General features: G+C 69.6%; 14 protein-coding genes. 13 read left to right on the top strand and 1 reads right to left on the bottom strand.

Annotation, left to right across the window (positions count from 1 at the left end; genetic code table 11):
- Positions 1-302: 302 nt before the first annotated feature.
- The 13 genes from ACFW9O_RS20260 to fxsT all read left to right on the top strand — a co-directional run bounded on the left by ACFW9O_RS20260 (position 303) and on the right by fxsT (position 18,723).
- On the top strand, positions 303-485 hold the full coding sequence (locus tag ACFW9O_RS20260; RefSeq protein WP_351175964.1) for a hypothetical protein: 183 nt from the start codon (positions 303-305) through the stop codon (positions 483-485).
- Positions 482-1,210 (top strand): hypothetical protein, encoded by a 729-nt coding sequence (locus ACFW9O_RS20265; protein ID WP_384611042.1) that lies wholly within the window; start codon positions 482-484, stop codon positions 1,208-1,210. The genes ACFW9O_RS20260 and ACFW9O_RS20265 overlap by 4 nt, the downstream gene beginning before the upstream one ends.
- The gene (locus ACFW9O_RS20270; protein ID WP_351175960.1) at positions 1,207-2,124 is read left to right on the top strand and encodes a DUF6895 family protein; all 918 of its coding nucleotides are present in this window, start codon (positions 1,207-1,209) and stop codon (positions 2,122-2,124) included. The genes ACFW9O_RS20265 and ACFW9O_RS20270 overlap by 4 nt, the downstream gene beginning before the upstream one ends.
- Positions 2,121-3,149 carry a serine hydrolase domain-containing protein gene (locus ACFW9O_RS20275; RefSeq protein WP_384611045.1) on the top strand — a complete coding sequence of 343 codons (1,029 nt, stop codon included), beginning with the start codon at positions 2,121-2,123 and terminating at the stop codon, positions 3,147-3,149. The genes ACFW9O_RS20270 and ACFW9O_RS20275 overlap by 4 nt, the downstream gene beginning before the upstream one ends.
- 139 nt (positions 3,150-3,288) lie before the next feature.
- Positions 3,289-4,131 carry a nitrilase-related carbon-nitrogen hydrolase gene (locus tag ACFW9O_RS20280; protein WP_329205942.1) on the top strand — a complete coding sequence of 281 codons (843 nt, stop codon included), beginning with the start codon at positions 3,289-3,291 and terminating at the stop codon, positions 4,129-4,131.
- A complete protein-coding gene (locus ACFW9O_RS20285) occupies positions 4,128-5,411 on the top strand; it encodes an aspartate aminotransferase family protein (RefSeq protein WP_384611047.1) in 1,284 nt (427 codons plus the stop codon). The genes ACFW9O_RS20280 and ACFW9O_RS20285 overlap by 4 nt, the downstream gene beginning before the upstream one ends.
- Before the next feature lie 211 nt (positions 5,412-5,622).
- A complete protein-coding gene (hydA, locus tag ACFW9O_RS20290; protein WP_384611049.1) occupies positions 5,623-7,023 on the top strand; it encodes a dihydropyrimidinase in 1,401 nt (466 codons plus the stop codon).
- A gap of 11 nt (positions 7,024-7,034) precedes the next feature.
- Positions 7,035-8,036 (top strand): TIGR03842 family LLM class F420-dependent oxidoreductase, encoded by a 1,002-nt coding sequence (locus tag ACFW9O_RS20295; RefSeq protein WP_351175953.1) that lies wholly within the window; start codon positions 7,035-7,037, stop codon positions 8,034-8,036.
- Between the two features lie 95 nt (positions 8,037-8,131).
- The gene (locus ACFW9O_RS20300) at positions 8,132-9,673 is read left to right on the top strand and encodes an NCS1 family nucleobase:cation symporter-1 (protein WP_351175951.1); all 1,542 of its coding nucleotides are present in this window, start codon (positions 8,132-8,134) and stop codon (positions 9,671-9,673) included.
- Positions 9,674-10,317: 644 nt separating this feature from the next.
- Positions 10,318-11,583 carry an alpha/beta fold hydrolase gene (locus tag ACFW9O_RS20305; protein WP_384611050.1) on the top strand — a complete coding sequence of 422 codons (1,266 nt, stop codon included), beginning with the start codon at positions 10,318-10,320 and terminating at the stop codon, positions 11,581-11,583.
- A 68-nt stretch (positions 11,584-11,651) separates the two neighbouring features.
- Positions 11,652-13,253: a hypothetical protein gene (locus ACFW9O_RS20310; protein WP_384611052.1), complete on the top strand. Its 1,602-nt coding sequence runs from the start codon at positions 11,652-11,654 to the stop codon at positions 13,251-13,253.
- Positions 13,250-14,290, top strand: a complete 1,041-nt coding sequence (locus ACFW9O_RS20315) for an AAA family ATPase (RefSeq protein WP_351175945.1) — start codon at positions 13,250-13,252, stop codon at positions 14,288-14,290. The genes ACFW9O_RS20310 and ACFW9O_RS20315 overlap by 4 nt, the downstream gene beginning before the upstream one ends.
- Positions 14,291-14,400: 110 nt before the next feature.
- On the top strand, positions 14,401-18,723 hold the full coding sequence (fxsT, locus tag ACFW9O_RS20320) for an FxSxx-COOH system tetratricopeptide repeat protein (RefSeq protein ID WP_384611055.1): 4,323 nt from the start codon (positions 14,401-14,403) through the stop codon (positions 18,721-18,723).
- Here fxsT and ACFW9O_RS20325 read toward each other — a convergent pair.
- Positions 18,720-20,609, bottom strand: a complete 1,890-nt coding sequence (locus tag ACFW9O_RS20325; protein ID WP_384611057.1) for an aKG-HExxH-type peptide beta-hydroxylase — start codon at positions 20,607-20,609, stop codon at positions 18,720-18,722. The two genes, fxsT and ACFW9O_RS20325, sit on opposite strands and share 4 nt — an antisense overlap.
- Positions 20,610-20,919: the final 310 nt, after the last annotated feature.

Genomic DNA, 20,919 nt, shown 5'->3' on the forward strand with positions numbered 1-20,919 from the left:
TGTGCCATGGCTGCCGGGAAGGCATCCGTGTGCGGGTGACGGGCCAGTACCGACACGGTAAGGGCGGACTTCGGGACGCCCTTTGCGCTGACCTGGTGTCCGGTCCTGCCGAACAGTGGCGACGCAAGGTATCCCTTCCCTCGGATGGTTACCGGAGGCTACGAACTGGAGGGCGCTCCGGTGCAAGATCCCCATGAGTCCGGCCTTGCGGAGAGAAATCTCATTCCAGCCTTTAGGCTCGGTCGAGGCATATCCCCGCAAAAGGGATATGCCTCCGCATGTCCCAGTGATGAGGAGGCACCATGCTTGCCCAGGAAATCACTCTCACCGCAACGACGACCGAGACCACGGCGCTCGGCGCGCTGATGGTGGAGCCCGAGGCCGCCGTCAGTGACGCCCCGCTCTACACCCCGGAAGCCGCGGGCTTCCTGCTCGCGCTCCTGCTCCTGTCTCCGAAGGAGCCGAAGGAGCCCCGGGGCAAGTGAGTTACCGGTCAGCATTCGCCGCGGCGACTGATGCCCTGGCAGGCAGCGTCCTCGGTGCCCTCACGGGCACCGGGGACGCTGTCCAGCTGGCGCGGTACGTCGACGACGCCCCTGACACCCTGGCGGCCCTCGCGGCCGTCCGGGTGCTCGGGGCCGATGCCCTCAGCCCCCAGCTCCTGGCGGGCCATCCGCTCCCGGCGCAGGACGCAGCCATCGTGGCCAAGGCCTTCGAGTCCTTCCCGGCCTCCGATGCCATCGAAGAGAGAACGGCCGCCCGCCGCGACTGGGCGACCGCGCACCTCCTCGCCCGCCTCACCGGGGACGACACCCTCCGGGCCGTCGCGCCCCCGCCCGCGGACGACGCGGAGCTCGCCGGCACCGCGCACTGGCAGACCTGGTCCGTCCGTATGGCCCAGCTCTCCCCGCTCGCCACCCTCGGCCTCGACGGACCGGTGCACGACGCGGCGCGCGGCGGTGCCCTGGCGCTGAGCCGGGGCGTCAGCCGCTCGATCCTGCGCCGTGACTTCCCTACGGCCGTACGGCTCATCCGCTGGCTGGCCTGGCTGCGGTACGACGGCACGGAACTGCCGCTGGACCCGGCCCTCGCCGCGGAACACGCATGGCTCGTGGGAGGGGCGGGCCCGCGCACGGCCCTCGATCTGGAGATCGTGCGCCATTTCCTCGAACGGCGCCCCCGTACGGTCCCGAAGGCGGCACACACATGACGATTCCCGAGCCCGTGACGCGGGCCGCCCGGAGCATGGCCGACCGGGCCCTGTCGTGGCTGCACGCGAACCGTGCACTCGGCGGCCTGCCGCCCGACACCACCGAGACGATGGCCGACCCCGACAGCGTCTACAAACCCCTGGGCGAGACCACCCTCGCCGCATCGCTCATCCTGCGCGACGGCGTCGCCGGACCGGGCCGGCTGGTCGCCGCCCAGAGCCTGATGGACTTCACCTGGGAGCAGTTCCGGCGCGGCGACATGATCTACGAACGTCAGCTCCGCCACACCCTGATGACGGACCCGCTGGAGATGTACGCCCCCTTCGTCCGCTGCGGATACCGCCACGAAGGCCTCGACAAGCTGCTGGCCCACCGGGCCCGCATGCGGTCGGCGAACAGTGTCGAGATGCTGCCCAACCGCCGGCTCGCCGTCGCCAACGCCGCCCGCGTCGTCGGCCTGGAGCAGGCGGAGGACCTGACGGCTCTGGCCGGTGCCACCTGGCTCGGTGCGACGCCGGAACCCTGGGCCATCAACTGGATCACCGCCTACGCGATGACCCACACCGTCTTCCACCTCACCGACTGGGGCGCGGACCCGGACGGACTGCCACCCGAACTCGCCGCGTACGTCACCACGTGGCTGCCGGTATGGATCGACATCTGGCGCGAGGTCGGCCAGTGGGACCTCGTGGCGGAGCTGCTCATCGTCGGCGCCTCGCTCCCGGAGCCCTACTGCGCACCGGAGGACTGGGAGGCCCTGGCCGCGCTCCAGCACGAGGACGGACTCGTGCCCCGTGACAGCGACCCGGTGGACGCCGACCCGAAGCAGCGCTTCACGGACCACCAGCACACCGTCGTCGTCACCGCCGTCGCCGGATCCATCGCGCTGGCCCGGGCGGCGGGGCCGCGGTGACCGAACCGCCCCTGGCCGACTGCCTCCCACCCCTGCTGGCCGCGGCCAAAGGGCCGGGCACAGCGGTGGCGGCGCTCCGCGGCGACGAACGTGCGATGCTCTGCCACGGTCCGGTCGGGGCGGACACCCGCTTCGAGACGGGCTCGCTCACCAAGACGTTCACCGCCCTGCTGCTCGCCGAACTGGCCGCCAGGGGCGAGGTCAGCTACGGCGACCGCGCCGACCGCTACCTGCCGTTCAGGCTTCCCGGTCCGCCCCTGACCCTTCTGCACCTGGCCACCCACACCTCCGGGCTGCCCCGACTGCCGCCCGGGCTCCTCGCCCGCGCGGTCCGCAGCGGATGGTTCAGCAACCCGTACGCGGGCTTCTCCGAGACGGACCTGCTCGTGTCGCTCGCCCGCACCCGGCTCCGGCACCGGCCCGGCTCCAGGGTCCACTACTCCAACTTCGGCGGTGGCCTGCTGGGCCATGTGCTCGCCCGTGCCGTGGGCGGTGCCGGGAGCGACTACGCCGCACTACTGGCCGAGCGTGTCATCAACCCCCTCGGCCTGACAGACACCGACTGCGACCCCAACCGGCCCCAGGCGACCGGACATTGGCACGGCAGGGCGCGTCCGGCCCTGTTGATGCCCGGACTGGCCGCCGCCGGCGCGGTGCGGTCCAGCGCCCGGGACCTGCTCCACGTCCTCGCCGCGCTGGTCGCCCCGGACACCGCTCCGAGCCCCGCGCTGCGCACCGCGCTCGCCGAGGTCCAGCGCCCCCGGCTGAGCGTTCCGCGGACCGGTTCGCGGCTGTGCCTCATCTGGAACCTCCGGCCGCGCCCGGACGGAGCACTGCTCCACCACTCCGGTGGGACCCGGGGTTTCACCGCGTTCGCGGGCTTCCTCCCCGGCTCCGGTACCGCACTCGTCGCGTGGACGAACTCCGCCCCGACCCCGCTCGTGCCCTTCGTCCAGGCCGCCTACGGGACCCTGCGCGCACTGGACCGGCCGCCGCCGGGAGTGGTGTGGACCGCTCGGGTGTGAAACATGATCGACTCCGCCGGTTCACGGCGATGGTCTTGCCCCGTTGTGTGACGGGGCTTACGTTCTCCTCCTATGCATCGTGTCTACGGGCGTAGAAACCGCGTAGAGGCTCTCTGACGCCGCGTCGAAGGAGCAGCTCATGTCCCACGTCGTACGCGCCGCACTTGTCCAGGCGACCTGGACCGGCGATACCGAATCCATGATCGCCAAGCATGAGGACCATGCTCGCGAGGCAGCTCGGCAGGGCGCCAAGATCATTGGCTTCCAGGAGGTGTTCAACGCCCCGTACTTCTGCCAGGTGCAGGAACCCGAGCACTACCGCTGGGCGGAAGCCGTCCCGGACGGGCCGACCGTCCGGCGGATGCAGGACCTGGCCCGGGAGACGGGCATGGTGATCGTCGTGCCGGTCTTCGAGCTCGAACAGTCCGGTTTCTACTACAACACCGCGGCGGTGATCGACGCCGACGGCTCGTACCTCGGCAAGTACCGCAAGCACCACATCCCCCAGGTCAAGGGCTTCTGGGAGAAGTACTACTTCAAGCCCGGGAACGCCGGCTGGCCGGTCTTCGACACCGCCGTCGGCAGGGTCGGCGTCTACATCTGCTACGACCGTCACTTCCCCGAGGGCTGGCGCCAACTCGGTCTGAACGGCGCCCAGTTGGTCTACAACCCGTCGGCCACCTCGCGCGGCCTCTCCAGCTACCTGTGGCAGCTGGAACAGCCCGCCTCCGCCGTCGCCAACGAGTACTTCATCGCCGCGATCAACCGCGTCGGCCAGGAGGAGTACGGCGACAACGACTTCTACGGCACGAGCTACTTCGTCGACCCGCGAGGCCAGTTCGTCGGCGAGGTCGCCAGCGACAAGGCGGAGGAACTCCTCGTACGCGACCTCGACTTCGGACTCATCGACGAAGTCCGGCAGCAGTGGGCGTTCTACCGGGACCGCCGGCCGGACGCGTACGACGGGCTGGTGGAGCCGTGACCGGACTGCACGAGCGGCACCTGGCCGTCAGCCCCGACTGGCTCGCCCTCTACTACCGGCAGCCGCTGGAGATCACCCACGGCGAGGGGCGCCACGTCTGGGACGCGGACGGCAACCGCTACCTCGACTTCTTCGGCGGCATCCTCACCACCATGACCGCGCACGCCCTGCCCGAGGTGACCAAGGCCGTCACCGAGCAGGCCGGCCGGATCATCCACTCCTCCACCCTCTACCTCAACCGTCCGATGGTGGAGCTCGCCGAGCGCATCGCGACGCTCTCCGGCATCCCCGACGCCCGGGTCTTCTTCACCACCTCGGGCACCGAGGCCAACGACACCGCCCTGCTGCTCGCCACCGCATACCGCAGGTCGAACCAGATCCTGGCGATGCGCAACAGCTACCACGGCAGGTCGTTCTCGGCGGTGTCCATCACCGGCAACCAGGCCTGGTCGCCCACCAGCCTGTCCCCGCTCCAGACCCTGTACGTCCACGGCGGGGTCCGGACCCGCGGACCGTACGCGGAGCTGAGCGACGACCGGTTCATCAAGGCGTGCGTGGCCGATCTGGAGGATCTGCTCGGGCACACCAGGGAACCCGCGGCGCTGATCGCCGAGCCCATCCAGGGCGTGGGCGGATTCACCGCGCCGCCGGACGGGCTGTACGCGGCCTTCCGAGAGGTCCTCGACCGGCACGGCATCCTGTGGATCTCCGACGAGGTGCAGACCGGCTGGGGGCGCACCGGTGAGCACTTCTGGGGCTGGCAGGCTCATGCCGAGAACGGGCCGCCGGACATCCTGACCTTCGCCAAGGGCATCGGCAACGGCATGTCCATCGGCGGAGTCGTCGCCCGCGCCGAGGTCATGAACTGCCTGGACGCCAACTCCATTTCGACGTTCGGCGGCTCTCCGGTCACCATGGCGGCGGGCCTGGCCAACCTCTCGTACCACCTGGAGCACGACCTCCAGGGCAACGCCCGCAGGGTCGGCGGACTGCTCATCGAGCGCATCCGGGCGGTCGGCGCGGGCTGCGCGGCCGTGCGCGAGGTGCGGGGTAGGGGCCTCATGATCGGCATCGAACTGGTGAGACCCGGCACCGACGAGGCGCACCCGGATGCCGCGGCCGCCGTGCTCGAAGCGGCCCGTGCGGGCGGACTGCTCATCGGGAAGGGCGGCGGTCACAGCACCAGCGTCCTTCGGATCGCACCGCCCCTGTCGCTCACCGTCGCCGAGGCCGAGGAAGGCGCGGCGATCCTGGCCGACGCCCTGCAAGCGGCGACCTGACCCAGCTGCCCGCCGGAGCGCCCATCCGCCCGGCGGGCAGCGCGCCGCCCGGCCGGCCGTTGGGCCGGTGGGGTGTGCCGGGCCGGAAACAGAAACGTCTTCACGGGTTAGCAGCAGCGGTATTGCCACAGTGGGTAACCCACTTCTACGTTCTTCACCACGCACCGTGTCTACGTGCGTAGACCCATTCCGCCACCGCGAGGAGGGGCACATGAGTCGCACTGTCATTCACGGCGGCCTGGTCATCACCGCGTCCGACGAGATCCACGCCGACGTACTCATCGAGGGCGGACGGATCGTCGCCCTCGCCGCCCAAGGCACCGACGCGGCCGAGAGCTGGAACGCCGACAGGAGAATCGACGCCACCGGGAAATACGTCATCCCGGGCGGTGTCGACGCGCACACGCACATGGAGATGCCGTTCGGCGGGACCTTCGCCGCCGACACCTTCGAGACCGGCACCCGGGCCGCCGCCTGGGGCGGAACCACGACGATCGTCGACTTCGCCATCCAGAGCATGGGCCGGTCCCTACGCGAAGGCCTCGACAGCTGGTACGCGAAAGCCGACGGCAACTGCGCCATCGACTACGCGTTCCACATGATCCTCTCCGACGTGAACGCGTCCTCGCTCAAGGAGATGGACCTCCTGGTGGCCGAGGGCATCACCTCGTTCAAACTGTTCATGGCCTACCCCGGCGTCTTCTACAGCGACGACGGGCAGATCCTGCGCGCCATGCAGCGGGCCTCCGGCAACGGCGGGCTGATCATGATGCACGCGGAGAACGGCATCGCCATCGACGTCCTCGTCGAGCAGGCACTCGCCGAGGGCCGCACCGACCCCCGCTACCACGGTGACGTACGCAAGGTGGCGCTGGAGGCAGAGGCCACTCACCGCGCCATCCAGCTCGCCAGGGTCGCCGGATCGCCGCTGTACGTGGTCCACGTCTCGGCCGACGAAGCCGTCGCGGAGATCGCCGCAGCCCGCCACAAGGGGCTCCCGGTCTTCGGCGAGACGTGTCCGCAGTACCTCTTCCTCTCCACGGACAACCTTGCCGAGCCCGACTTCGAAGGCGCGAAATACGTCTGCTCCACCCCGCTGCGCCCCAAGGAACACCAGGAGGTGCTCTGGCGCGGTCTGCGGAACAACGACCTGCAGGTCGTCTCCACGGACCACTGCCCGTTCTGTTTCTCGGGGCAGAAGGAGATGGGCCGGGGCGACTTCTCGAAGATCCCCAACGGCATGCCCGGCGTCGAGAACCGCATGGACCTCCTCCACCAGGCCGTCGTGGACGGCCACATCACCCGGCGCCGCTGGATCGAGATCGCCTGTGCCTCTCCGGCCCGGATGTTCGGCCTCTACCCGAAGAAGGGCACCATCGCGCCGGGCGCGGACGCCGACGTCGTCATCTACGACCCGCACGCCCAGCAGACCATCTCTGCCGAAACGCACCACATGAACGTCGACTACTCGGCGTACGAGGGCAGGCAGCTCACCGGCCAGGTCGAGACCGTCCTCTCGCGCGGTGAAGTCGTCGTCGACGAACGGAAGTTCACCGGCCGTGCCGGTCACGGCATGTACACCCCGCGCGCCACCTGTCAGTACCTCGACTAGGAGCACCTGCCATGGACTTCGGACTCGTCCTCCAGACCGACCCGCCCGCCTCGGCCGTCGTCGGACTCATGCGCCGTGCGGAGCGCAACGGATTCCGCTACGGCTGGACCTTCGACTCGGCGGTGCTCTGGCAGGAGCCCTTCGTCATCTACAGCCGGATCCTGGAACACACCGAACGGCTGATCGTCGGCCCGATGGTCACCAACCCCGGCACCCGCACCTGGGAAGTCACCGCCTCCACCTTCGCCACCCTCAACGAGATGTACGGCAACCGCACCGTCTGCGGCATCGGGCGCGGCGACTCGGCGATGCGCGTGGCCGGCCGCAAGCCCAACACCCTGGCCAGGCTCGGCGAGGCCATCGACGTGATCCGCGACCTCGCCGAGGGGCGCGAGGCCACCGTCGACGGGCAGCCCGTCCAGATCCCCTGGGTGAAGAACGGCCGACTTCCCGTCTGGATGGGGGCGTACGGACCCAAGGCCCTCGCACTCGCCGGACAGAAGGCCGACGGCTTCATCCTCCAGCTGGCCGATCCCTACCTCACCGAGTGGATGGTCAAGGCGGTGCGGGACGCGGCGGCCGACGCCGGCCGTGACCCGGACTCCATCACCATCTGCGTCGCCGCGCCCGCCTACGTGAGCGAGGACCTGGACCACGCCCGCGAGCAGTGCCGCTGGTTCGGCGGGATGGTCGGCAACCACGTCGCCGACCTCGTCTCCCGGTACGGGGAGCACTCGGACCTCGTGCCCGAAGCCCTCACGGCGTACATCGCGGGACGGTCGGGATACGACTACAGCCATCACGGCCGCACCGGGAACCCGGACACCGCGTTCGTCCCCGACGAGATCGTCGACCGGTTCTGCCTGCTGGGCCCGGCCGAGGCGCACATCGAGAAACTGCAGGCCCTGCGGGACCTGGGCGTCGACCAGTTCGCCGTCTACAACATGCACGACGCGCGGGAGGCGACCATCGACGCCTACGGTTCCACGATCATTCCCGCGCTCTCCGCCTGACCCGTTCCCACACGACCGTCTCCACCCACCGTCCGCACCGCACAACCCCCCGCGCCCCGCACGGCACCGCTCCCGAGCGAAGGGTCCCCGTCGCCATGACCGCCACCGTCCCACCCGGCCCAGCCGGCTCACCGCCCGGTCCGGGGGAGCAGATAGCCGACCCGTCCGGCCGGATCGAACTCGCCCCCGGATCCGTCCCCGACGACCCCCGCTTCGTCAACGACGACCTGCTGCCCGTCCCCCTGGAGCGGCGCCGCTGGACGACGTACAACTTCGCCGCCCTGTGGATCGGGATGGCGCACAACATCCCGTCCTGGCTCCTTGCCTCGGGGCTCGTCGCCCTCGGCATGGACTGGAAGCAGGCCGTCTTCACGATCGCCCTGGCCAACCTGATCGTGCTGGCACCGATGCTGCTCACCGGACACGCCGGACCCAAGTACGGGATCCCGTTCCCCGTGCTGGCCCGCGCCTCCTTCGGGCTGCGCGGCGCCAACCTGCCCGCCCTGATCCGGGCGGGAGTCGCCTGCGCCTGGTTCGGGATCCAGACATGGATCGGCGGAGTCGGCATCTTCACACTGCTCGGCAAGATCTTCGGCGGCTGGGCACAGGCCGACGAGATCGGCGGGCAGCCCTGGACGCTCTGGCTCTGCTTCGCCCTCTTCTGGGTACTCGAACTCGCCATCATCTACCGGGGTATGGACACCCTGCGGCGCTTCGAGAACTGGGCGGCGCCCTTCGTCATCGTCGGCGCGGTGGTCCTCCTGGTGTGGATCGCGGTCAAGGCGGGCGGCCTCGGCCCGCTCCTGGACCAGCCGTCCGCGCTCGGCTGGGGGTCCGACTTCTGGCCGGTCTTCTTCCCGTCCCTGATGGGCATGATCGCCTTCTGGTCCACCCTGTCGCTGAACATCCCCGACTTCACCCGCTTCGGGGCCGGCCAACGCGCCCAGATCTGGGGCCAGTCGCTCGGGCTGCCGACCACCATGACGTTCTTCGCGCTGCTCTCCGTCTTCGTCACCTCCGGCTCGCAGGCGGTGTACGGGGAGGCCATCTGGGACCCGGTGCAGCTCGTCGCCAAGACCGACAACGTCTTCGGGCTCCTCTTCGGCCTGATCACCGTCCTGATCGCAACGATCTCCGTGAACATCGCCGCGAACGTCGTGTCACCCGCGTACGACCTGGCGAACCTGGCACCGAAGTTCATCAACTTCCGTACGGGTGCCCTGATCACGGGAGTCGTCGGCGTCCTGATCATGCCGTGGAAGCTCACCGAGACCCCCGAGCTGTACATCTTCACCTGGCTCGGCCTGGTGGGCGGTCTGCTCGGCACGGTGGCCGGCATCCTGATCGCCGACTACTGGATCATCCGCCGCACCGTCCTGGACCTGCCCGACCTCTACCGGCCCGGCGGCCGCTACTGGTACACCAACGGCTGGAACTGGCGTGCCGTGGCGGCCTTCGTGACCGGCGGCGTTCTCGCGGTGGGCGGCTCCCACTCAGCCCCGGGCAAGGGGCCGTTCCCCGCCGACGGCCTGATCCCGTTCCTGAAGCCCCTCGCCGACTACGGCTGGGCTGTCGGCCTCGCCTCGTCCCTCCTCCTCTACACCCTCCTCGGCGCAGGCGAACGAACCAGACGCTGAGGGCCCTTGGGAGCCTGCACCCGGCGTACGGCACGACTCGTCCGACGCTACCGGCGGTTCTGCCCCTGGAAGGGCCTCTGACCTGCATCGTATGCATCAGAGGCCCTTTCTGGGCGCCCCTCGGAGTCTCGGGGGAACGTGGCGCCGGAGTCCTTCAGTCGTCGGCCCGACAGGTTGACCCGCGGGCGGCAGCCGCGTCGATGAGGGCGAGCACGTGCGCAGTGGGCCGGACATTACCGAAAGAGCGGTACACCGTTCGTAGAGCGGCGTTGTGCTCCTGGTCCCCGCCGGCGGAGCTGGCGTCGGCGGTAGTGGCCGCTGTTGAGCCGTAGAGCTCCCGAATTCCACCGGCAGGGGCGGGTGGGGACGTGGTGACCCACCGCCCTGGGTGGGCGCCTTTCCCTCTCATGGAACTGCCTTCGGGGAGCATGGTGTGGACGTGGGAGAGGTTGAGAGGCCGGCGCGCGCAGCGGCGGGCCGCCCGCAGTTCTCGAGCTGCGCGCGACCGGCCCTCCGGCAGGCGCGCCGACCCTGCTGCATGACGTCAAGAGCCCCGTTAGTATCGCCAAGTGGCACGCGTTGCGGGCCAGTTCGGACGGGGGTCCTCGAATATGGTCACGGTTCTATTCGTACACGGTACGGGCGTGCGTGAGCCGTCCTACAGCCAGGCACTCGAAGAGATAAAGGCCGGCCTGGCCGGCGTCCGCTCCGATGTCCATGTCGAACCCTGCGACTGGGGCACCTCACTCGGGTCGTACCTGAGGGCGGGCGGCGTATCGATACCCGGATACCCGGAGTACCTGGCGGCAACGGCCGAGGAGACAGCAGCCGGAAAGGCGGAATCCGGCGTGGCGGCAGCCGGGCCGTACCCGTTTCCCTCCGACGGCTTCGAGGGTGGCAGCGAAACGGACGAGGCGCGGCTGCGCTGGGCGATGCTGTACGCCGATCCGTTCGCCGAGCTCGGCGTGTACGCCATGTCGGGGAAGCCGTCCGGTTCCGGATCCCCGGCCCTCTTCACCCCGGGCGTGGTCTCCACCGGTGACGAGCTCCTGGCCGTGCTGTCCCGGTTGGAGGAGTCCGATGCAGTGTGTGCGGCGTGGGGATCCTTCGTATCCGGCCCTTCAGTCACCGAAGGGGTCGCCGCCCTGCTGGCCGCCCAGGAACTGCGCCGGGCCGTCGCTGTCGCGCCGGCCGGGGGCGACGCCCTTCCCCGGCTGGCTGCCCGTGCTCTGACAGCCTGGGCGATGGCACAGTCGCCCAGGGACGCCGGCGCGTTCCCGGTCCCGGAGCGGGACGAACTCGTGGACCTCCTCACGAACGAACTCGGTGGCGACGCGAAGGGGCTGAACGACGCCCTGGTCTCCGCCCTCGGCTACTCGGCACGACTCTTCGAGCGTTCGATCGGCTCTCGGATGCTGGTGTCGCGGCGAGCCCGGATCAGCAATCGCTCGGTGGGCTTCTTCGGAGACATCCTCAGCTATCTGACACGTGGGCAAGCAGTGCGTGACCATGTGGCCGAGACGATTCGGGCCCTCCCCGACCGGGGGCCCGTGGTCCTGCTCGGGCACAGCCTGGGCGGAATCATCGCCTTCGACCTGCTGGCGGCCCAGGCCTCGAACCCCGTCGCGGACATGCTGGTGACAGTGGGTTCGCAGGCGCCCCTGCTGTACGAACTGGACGCGCTGCCGTCCCTTCCCTACGGCACCGGACTGCCCGGCGCGTTCCCCCGCTGGCTCAACGTCCACGACCGCCGCGACCTGCTCTCCTACCTTGCTGCCGAGGCCTTCGGGCGCGACCCGCGCGTCACGGATGTGGCTGTGGACAACCGTCAGCCGGTCTCCGCGGCCCACAGCTCCTACTGGGCCAACGCGGATCTCTACCGGGTCCTCGCCGATGCACTTCCCGGCTGATCGGGGAGCCCTTACCCTGGGCCCCCACCTCGACTCGGACACACGTCACGGTGCAAGAGAGGACGCGCGTGGCCACGGGAGGATTCGATGCCGTACAACACCGCGTCCTGCGCGCGGTGATCAAAGCGCTGGAGGACCCGGCGGGGCGGCTCATCAACGACAGCAGCCGGGACCTGTGGCGTCAGATGATCCACCAGCACATTTCCGGCCTGACGCCCGCGAGCTTCACCGTGACACGTCAGGAATTCGTCAGCATCGTGTACAGCTGCGCCGCGTTGGACGACGGCATGGATCTCCTGGTCGAGGCCACCTGCCTGGTCACACCCGCTCTGGAACCGGCTCTGCTCCTCCTGCTGTCGCAGTGGAAGGCGCGGCTGGCGTTCCCGGGTCCTGACTGGGAGCCACTGCGCCGCGTGCTGGATGTGCCGGTGGCCGATTTCGGTGCCCTGGTGGACCGGGCGACGGGCGGTCTGGCACGCCTGCCCGAGAACTGCGCAACGCCCTGGGAGGCATTCCTCCATCTGGCCGACCAGAACGGGCGCCCCGGCGAACTGATGCCCGCCATGGCCTTTCTGGAGCACCTGTCACTCTTCCCCGAAGTGGCTTCGGACGTAGGTGAGTTGCGTATGTGGAACGATCACTTCGCCGACCTGTGGAACCTGTCCGTGCCGCTGGCCGAACTGCGGGCCGCCCTCAGGGACGGCGCCGACCCCCGCACCGCCGGTTCCGATGACGTCCCGGAACGCGGGCGGGGCGGCCCGGCCCGGCCGCTGATCAGGATCTACGTCAAGGTGGAGCCGGACCGTACGCCCCACAGCGGCGCGGGCCGGCGGCGGATGAGCAGGGCGCAGCGCTACTACGTCTCCGCCTGTGTCAGATATCCGGACTCGAACGCACTCCAGCGGGATCCTCACACCGAGCCGCTGGAATCAGTGACCAGGTCTCAACTACCATATGAGATGGCTAAGTTACTCACTCACATGACGCAGTTGCGCCACTCCCGCGCGGACAATGCCGCCTTGGAGATCTTCCTTCCGGCGGAGCTGCTCACCGAGCCCGTGGAGTGGTGGGATCGTGATCCCTCGCTGGGCTTTCCGAACGCTCTGCTGAGCCGATACCGGGAGATCATGCTGCACAGCCTGGAGCGCGTACAGCGTCCCACCTTCCACAACGCGTGGCGCGCCCGCTGGGCGCACTGGCGGACCGGCGACGGCCGGGGCCAGTTGTACGAATGCGCTCCCGAAGGGCTGACGGATGCCGAGCACCTTGCCCTGCTGGACGCGAAGATCGGGCGGGACGACGACGTGGTCGGCATGGTGCTCAGCAGGCCGCCGCACCGCGAGAGCGAATTGGGCCTGCGCGAGCTGAGTCTCGCCCTGGACCTCGGAGTGCCCATAGTCGTCTACCACCGGGCGGATCCCGCGTCAGCGGTGTTCCGGAGCATTATTCGTGAAAGCTTGGCCAATGAGGGGCTGGCACACCTTCCTGAAAGTGCGCAACAGTGGAAGTCCGACGTTGCCGTCCGCGCCACGGTCGCAGGCGCGTCAAGTGCTGTACGGGAGCGAGACGTTGACGCGATCCGTTCGATGAGCATGATCTGGGACGACCCCGAGCATCTTCTTGAGGGCGGGCAGAACGCTCCTGCCACCTTTGTAGGGGGGACCGAGTGAACGCGGCGGACAACGACGGCCGGCTCTACCGGGGCACCGGAGACCCGTTACCCGACGAGGCGTACGAGCAGCGCACCTGGCCCGAAGGGCCGCCGTGGCGCACCTTCCGCAGCGCGGCGACCATGCCTCAGCCACCGGACGACGACGAGGCCGACCGCCGGCTCGGCCCGCCAGGACGCCGGCGCGTCCCTCGCGCCGAGGAGCTTCGCCTGGTGAACGCCGCGCTCCTGCTCCGCAGGCCCCTGTTGGTCACCGGACGGCCGGGAGTGGGAAAGTCGGGCCTCGCCTACCGGATCGCCCGGGAGTTACGGCTCGGACGGGTGTTGCACTGGCCCGTCACCAGCCGGACGACGCTGACCTCCGGTCTGTACGAGTACGACGCCATCGGACGCGCGCAGGCGACCCAGGACGCGGCCGAAGGCGCCGGACGGCCCAGCGTCGGGAACTACGTCCAGCTGGGTCCGCTGGGCACGGGCATGCTCCCCTACCGGCTGCCGCGCGTGGTCCTCATCGACGAGATCGACAAGTGCGACGCCGATCTGCCCAATGACCTCCTGACCCTGTTCGAGGACGCCTGGTTCGACGTGCCACCCCTCGTACGGGTGAAGCAGACGGAGGCATTAACCACCGTCCATACGGCTGATCCCGGCCACAGCGCGGTGGTCGAGAACGGCGTGGTCAGGGCTCACGTCTTCCCCGTCGTCGTCATGACCTCGAATGGTGAACGCGATTTCCCCGAAGCGTTTATGCGGCGCTGTCTGCGGCTCGACATTCCTGACCCCGACGCGGAGACGCTGGGAGAACTCGTCTCCGGACATTTCGGAGATCTCCTCGGCGACAGGCAGGACGCGCTGATCCGTGACTTTCTCCGAAGGAGCTCCCGGATGGGCGGGCTGGCCGCCGATCAGTTGCTGAATGCCGCGCATTTGGCGACATCGGGCCTCTACCAGCAGGACGGAAGCGACGCCAACGAGTGGCAATCGGTCCTCGCCGCCATTTGGCACCCGCTGGGCGGTGAAGGGGCGGATTCGGGGTGACCGGGGAATCTTCGAGGACCGGAGGCGCTGGTGCGCGGCACCGTCGCGACGGTCCCATGAGCGCGCCTGACGGCGATCCGCTGCCTCTCACCGGTCTGTACCCATGGGAAGTGGCCGACTCGTTATGGCTGGCGGCGAACCATCCTGGACTGGCCACCGACGAGGACCTGACGGACATCGGTCATGAGGACGCCGAGCCGTCGGAGCCCGCTTCCGCACAGCGGGACGACGACCGGGTGACCGAGCCGGAGCGGCCGGACAGGGACGACGCGCCGCAGCCGGAACAGCAGCGGCCTCCGGGGCCCGAACCGCTGCCGCCTGCCGCACGGGACGACGGACCGCCACCCGCCGGCGGGCCGGATACGAGGGACACCCTCGCGCCGACGGCCGAACTGCCCGCGATCCCGCAGCTGCGCGCAGCCGCCGGTCCCGGCGCGGCCGACCGCCCCCCGCGCGACCGTCTGAGCCTCGGTCGTGCGCTGCGTCCGCTGCGCTCCTTCGTCGCGTCCGCGCACTTCGACGTCCTGGACGAGTCGGCGACGGCGGAACGGATCGCGGCGGCCCCGCATCTGCCACCGGTGCTCACGGCCGAGCCTGAGCGGCAACGGAGCGCGGTCCTGGTGGTCGACACGGCCCCGCACATGACCATGTGGCGGCCGGCGGTGAAGCACTTCCGGACGATGCTGAGCCGGTACGGCGGAATGCGCGACGTGAAAACGATGACGCTCGATACCGCGGATGCCACGCGTGTGCTGCTGCGCGGCCACGAGCAGGCGTCGCACCCGCAGCCGCCGCGCGGCCTCGTCGACCCGACGGCACGGCAGATCGTCTTCCTGGTGACGGACGGCGTCGCGCCCGCCTGGCGTTCCGGGGCGGCGCAGCGACTGGCCGCCCTCTGGGGGAAGTTCCAGCCCGTGGTGGTGCTCCAGCTGCTGCCACAGCGCCTGTGGCCCAGCACAGGACTCTTTCCGGTACGGGTGCGACTCCGTGCCCAAGGGCCGTGGTCCGCCAATGCGCAGGTGCACTGGGAGCCCGCCGAACCGCTTGCCGCGTCGCTCCCGCGCGATCCCTCCGATCAGGTCGTCCTCGTCCCGGTGCTGGAACTGGGCGCCGAGTGGATCGGTCCCTGGGCCCGGTTCGTCGCGGGAACCACGCCGCGCTGGGCGGACATGGCGGCGATCCTCACCAGTACCCGGCCGCTGCCGTCTCCCGTGCCGTCACCCGTTCAGGGGCTGACCGCCGCCGAACTGGTTGCGCGGTTCCGCACGAAGGCTTCGGCGGAGGCATTCTCGCTGGCCACGCGCCTGGCCGCGGTACAGCTGGACCTGGAAACCATGTCCGAGGTGAAGCGGCAGGTCATGCCGCGCGCCTCGCGGGCGCACCTCGCGGAGCTGTTGATCAGCCCATTGGTCGATCCGCTGCCCGGGTGCGACGGGGAGTCCTACGTATTCGTCGACGGTGCCCGCGAGGAACTACTCGCCGCAGGCAGCAGAACGGCCACGGCAAGGGCCCTGAAAAAGGCGGCAGAGTTTCTGGCCCCGCGCAATGAAGCGGCGCGGGAGTTCCTCGGCTACTTACATGGTTCCGAAGAGTCGCCGCACCATGAGGAAGCGCTCACGACGGTCGAGTCGACTACGGAGAACCTTCGCTTCCGGCAGGCCGAACATGCGGCTCTGCAGGCGATTTCCGGAAATCATCTCCACCGCGCCCGGCGCCTCGGCGAACACATAGGGGCCGGTCCGCCGGCCGCTGCGAACACGCCCGGGGGCGATGCCGGACGCAACCCTTCGCGGCCTTCTCCCGATGAGACACTCCCCGACGACACCGACAGTACGATCCCCGCCCCTGGAGGCCCACAAGTGAGTACGGTCCGCCCCTCGGTAGAGAGCCCGGCCCCGGCACCCCCGGCACCCCCGGCCGGAAGCGGTGGGCGGCCGCCCATGCCCGCCGTCTGGGGCAACATGCCGCCGAGGAACCTCGTATTCACCGGACGCGAAGAATTGCTGGTCAACCTGGAACGCGGCCTGCAGGACGGGCCGACCGCGGTGCTCCCGCATGCACTGCACGGAATGGGCGGTGTCGGGAAGTCGCAACTCGCACTTGAATATGTATACCGACATGCCGCCGAATACGAAGTTGTCTGCTGGATCCCGGCAGAGCGGCCTACGCAAATTCAGCAGGCGTTTGTCGAACTGGCCCGGCGACTCCACCTTCCGGTGAGCAGCGAGGCGATTACCGCGGTGCCGGCCGTCCTGGAGGCGCTGCGCATCGGAAACCCGTACGGTAAATGGCTTCTGGTGTTCGATAACGCTGAAAGTCCGGCAGCGGTGCAGGAATACTTCCCGAGCACGCCGGCGGGCGGACCGGTAGGCTCCGTAATCGTGACATCGCGTAATCCCCAGTGGAACACCTTGGCCCACCCGTTGGAAGTCGATGTGTTCGAGCGGGAAGAAAGCATCCAGCTGCTGCGGCGGCGCAATCCCGATCTGTCCACCGCGGACGCGGACATGCTCGCCGAGGTCCTCGGCGACCTGCCGCTCGCGGTGGAGCAGGCATCGGCGTGGCGCGCAGAGACCGGCATGCCTCCGGCCGAATATCTGAGGGTGTTCGAAGAGAAGAGCGCTGAGCTGATGGCGGTGTCCCCGCCGACTCAGTACGAGAAGACCGTCGCCACCGCGTGGAACGTCTCCCTCGACCACGTCGAGGGGAAGAACGCCGGGGCCATCCAACTCCTGGAACTGTGCGCCTATTTCGCGCCGGAACCGGTCTCCAGGCAGTTCTTCTCCAACGCGGTTTCCGAGCCGATCGCCCCGGAGCTGGACCGGATCTTCACCGACCCGATCCGGCTCAGCCGGGCCATCCGCGAGATCAGCCGCTACTCCCTGGCCAAGATCGACCACCGCACCAACTCGATCCAGATGCACCGGCTGGTCCAGGCGGTGCTCGAAGCGCGCATGGCCGAGGAGCAGCGCCGTACGTTCCGGCACGGAGCGCACCTGCTCCTCGCGGCGAACGCACCCAGCGACCCGCGCGCCCCGCAGAACTGGACGCGTTTCGGTGAGCTCTACCCGCATGTCATCGCCTCCAAGGCGTCGCTCTCACCCCACCGCAATGTGCGCCAGATGGTCTACAACGTCGCGGAGTACCTCTTCTACTGGGGCGATCACGAGGCGGCGCTGGACTTCTCCAGCGAGACGTACGAGAACTGGTGCCGGCTCTTCGGCGAGGACGACCCCCAGACGCTGATTCTCGGTCGGCATGTGCGCTTCATCATGTGGACGATGGGCCGCTATCCGCAGGCCGCGGCCCTCGGGGAGCGCATGCTTGCCACCCTGGAGGGGGCCAGCCCGGATCTCGAGGAGGAGTACCTGCGCGTCAAGGGCCAGGTGTCCGGCGACCGCCGGGCGCGCGGGGACTTCCGGGGCGCGCTGGAGTTCGACGAGGAGGTCTACGCGCGGGCCGTCAGGTCGTACGGCGACGAGGACCCCGAGACCCTGCTCCACGCCCACAACCTCGCGGTGACCCGGCGCGGCAACGGCCTCTTCCGCGAAGCGCGGGACCTGGACGAGGCGAGCTGGCGCACCAAGGTGCAGATGTTCGGCGCGGACGCGCCCACCACCCTCAACTCGGAGGTCTCATTCACCCTGGACAAGCAGGAACTCGGGGAGTACGCCGCGTCGGAGAAGGCCTGTGAGGACGCGGTCGACACGTTCCGCAGTACGTTCGGCGAATTCCACCCGTCCGCCCTGCGGGCGGTGGCGAGGCTCGGGGTGGCGCAGCGCAAGGCGGGCCATCACGAGGCCGCGCAGCTCAGCACCGAGATGGCCCGGACCGCACTCATCGACCGGTACGGCGAGCGCAGTCCCGACGGTCTGCAGGCCTCGCTCAACCTCTCCATCGACCTGCGGCAGAACGGGAAGCTCCAGGAGGCGCTGACGCTGGGGGAGCGGACCCGGGCGTTGTACGCGGAGGTATTCGGCAAGGACCATCCGCACACCGTCGCGGCCGATGCCAATCTGGCCGTGACGCTGCGACTGCTCGACCGGGTGGACGAGGCGCGGAAGCTGAACGAGTCGGCACTGGCCCGCTTCCGGGCACCGCTCGGCGACACACACCCGCACACCTTGATCTGCGCGATCAACCTGGCCAACGACCTCTTCGCCCAGGGAGATGCGGCCGCCGCCCTGGAACTCGACCGGAAGACGACGGCAGCGCTGGTCGAGAAGTTCGGCGAGTCCCACCCCACTGTGCTGGTGCTTCGTGGCAACACGGCGTCGGACCTGAGGGCGCTGGGCCGTACCGGTGAGGCCGAGGAACTGCACCGGAGTGCTGTGGACGCGATCAACGAGCAGTTGGGACCGGATCACCGGGCCAGCGCCGACACGCTCGCCTGGCGCCGGGCCAACTGCGACGTCGACCCCATGCCGATCTAACGGAGGCCGGGCGGACCGGTATCGCCCTGGCCGAGCCAAGCGGCCAGGGCGATCGGGTCCGGGGTCCGCTGTGACATCCGCCGGGCGGCACCGTGAACGGCCGCCACCCTTTCAGGCACCTCCGTCAGGGCCTTGACGGCCTCCGGGGCGCGGTCGGCGTCCGCCAGGGCCAGCCCCAGACCCGTCCATGCCCCGGGGCCGGCGGATGCGCTCCGGATCTCCTGTACGTAGAGGCGTCGCGCGGCGGCGAACTCGGCGCAGGCCCACAGGACATCGGCCGGCCGGGCCCCGGCGACCCCGGGCACGTGGTCACCCTGGCTGCCGCGCATCTTGTCGAGTGCGGCAGGGTCGGCGAGGCCGACGCGCACGAGCATGGCGCGGGCGTCGAGGTGCCGCGCCCGGGATTCCCGGATGTCCGGGTGCGGACGCCGTGGCAGCGCGGGCGGTTGCTTCCGGCCCTCGCACCAGGCGGCCGCCAGCCGCCCCACGTCGTCCGGATGAGGCCGTACATGGGCCAGCCTCCACGTCGCCCGGTGATCGGCGGCCATCCGGCGGGCCATTGTCGCCTCTGTGCCCTCACGGGTGCGGTCGTGCAGCTGGAGGACCGCCCCGAGCAGGTCCTGCAAGGCGTCACGTCCCAGCGCGGTCAGGGTGGGATCGGTGGCCAGGTCCGGCACGACATCGGCCAGCTGGCCGAGCCACAGGGCACTTTCGAAGCGGGCGAGGCTGCTCATGTGACCTGTGAACCGCACGGCGCAGGCACCCCAGAACCGCGCCACCGCGGTGAAGGCGTAGGCGCCCTGCAGCATTCCCCCGAGCGGCCGGGGGTCATCGCGCCACGGAGCGTAGTAGAAGCGCTGCTGCTCGCCCGGGGGTGCGGGCTCGTGGAGCGGGTACAGGTGCATCAGCGCGCTGAGCTTGCTGTGCTGGAGTTCGTGCACCAGCGTGGCCGCGCAGAGCGGCGCGTTATCCGGCAGGGACGATGCCAGGCCGCCGACGCCGTGCCCGCTGCTGACGCTGCGTACCCGGAACCGTTCGTGGGCCGGCATCGGCTGGACGGAGCGCAGCAACCCGACGGCCGCGACGGCCGTGGGCGGATCCACGGTGGTCAACAGCCCGTACGCGTCCTGCAGCAGTCTGCTCCATGAGTCGTACGCGCTCTGCGTCAACCGCTCGGCCGCACCGTCCGGCAGAGGAGCGAGCCGGTGGTGGCCGAGGTCGTCCAGGGTGATCCGGCGGGAAGCGCCCGCGCCGAGAGCCGGCCGACGCTGGGGCAGCCAGCCACGCGCCGGGCGCTCCGGGCCGGAGGGCAGACGGAGATGACCGTACGCACCCCTGAGGGTGAGCCGGCCGCACACCGATCGGACCTCCGCCACCGTCCAGGCGTTCCGCTGCCGGTGCACCGAGGGCAGCCGCGCCAGTCCCATCGTGGGCAGCCAGACGCTCTCCTGGAGGGCCGGGACGGGAAAGCTGAAGGTGAGGCCCGCCCGTGCGGCGGCCACGGCGGCCAGGGTGTGCAGATGTCCTGCCTCGGCCCACAGAGGGGTCTCGGCACGGCCGGCGGAGCGCAGCCGGGTCAGCAGCCGGGTAAGCCACAGCCCGGTTTCCGGAAGGAGGAGCAATTCCTCCACCGCTGCCGGATTCCGGTGCTGTGCCGCGGCGAGCAGGTCCCAGGCGCGCTGGGCGGAAGGGAGCCGGCCGGTCACCCCGGCCAGAGGGCTGAGAGCATCCATCAGCAGATCGAACAACAGCAGGCGGTGGCTGTACTCGGCTCGCGACAGCGCGGCGAGCGTGGCGGGACTGCCGTCGGCGCGCGCGAGTTCACGGAATTGCTGAGGTGTCAGTGAATGCCGCGACTCCGCTTCGTGCAGTGAGTCAGGGCACATACGCTCCCTCTGCCTTGGCGCCGGATCGGACCGGGGACGTCAGGTGGTCCAGCTGTTCTCCCCGCCTGCAACGCTTCTGGCCGACCGCCCGACTTCCTCCAGCAGCCGCTTCTTGGCGGCCGCTCTGTCGTCGTTCGATCGAGCGCGCAACGCCTCCAGGGACGTGCCGGTGAGATCAGGCAGATCCGATATGGCGGCGCTTTTCGGCTTTACCACTGCCGTGAGACCTCCCCCGAGTCAGTGCGATGCGATGTTCGGCCCGCACTTACATGATGTCCTATGCATGCGCTGCTGGAAACATGCTCAACCG

The organism is Streptomyces sp. NPDC059499, from assembly GCF_042749285.1.
Lineage (GTDB): Bacteria > Actinomycetota > Actinomycetes > Streptomycetales > Streptomycetaceae > Streptomyces.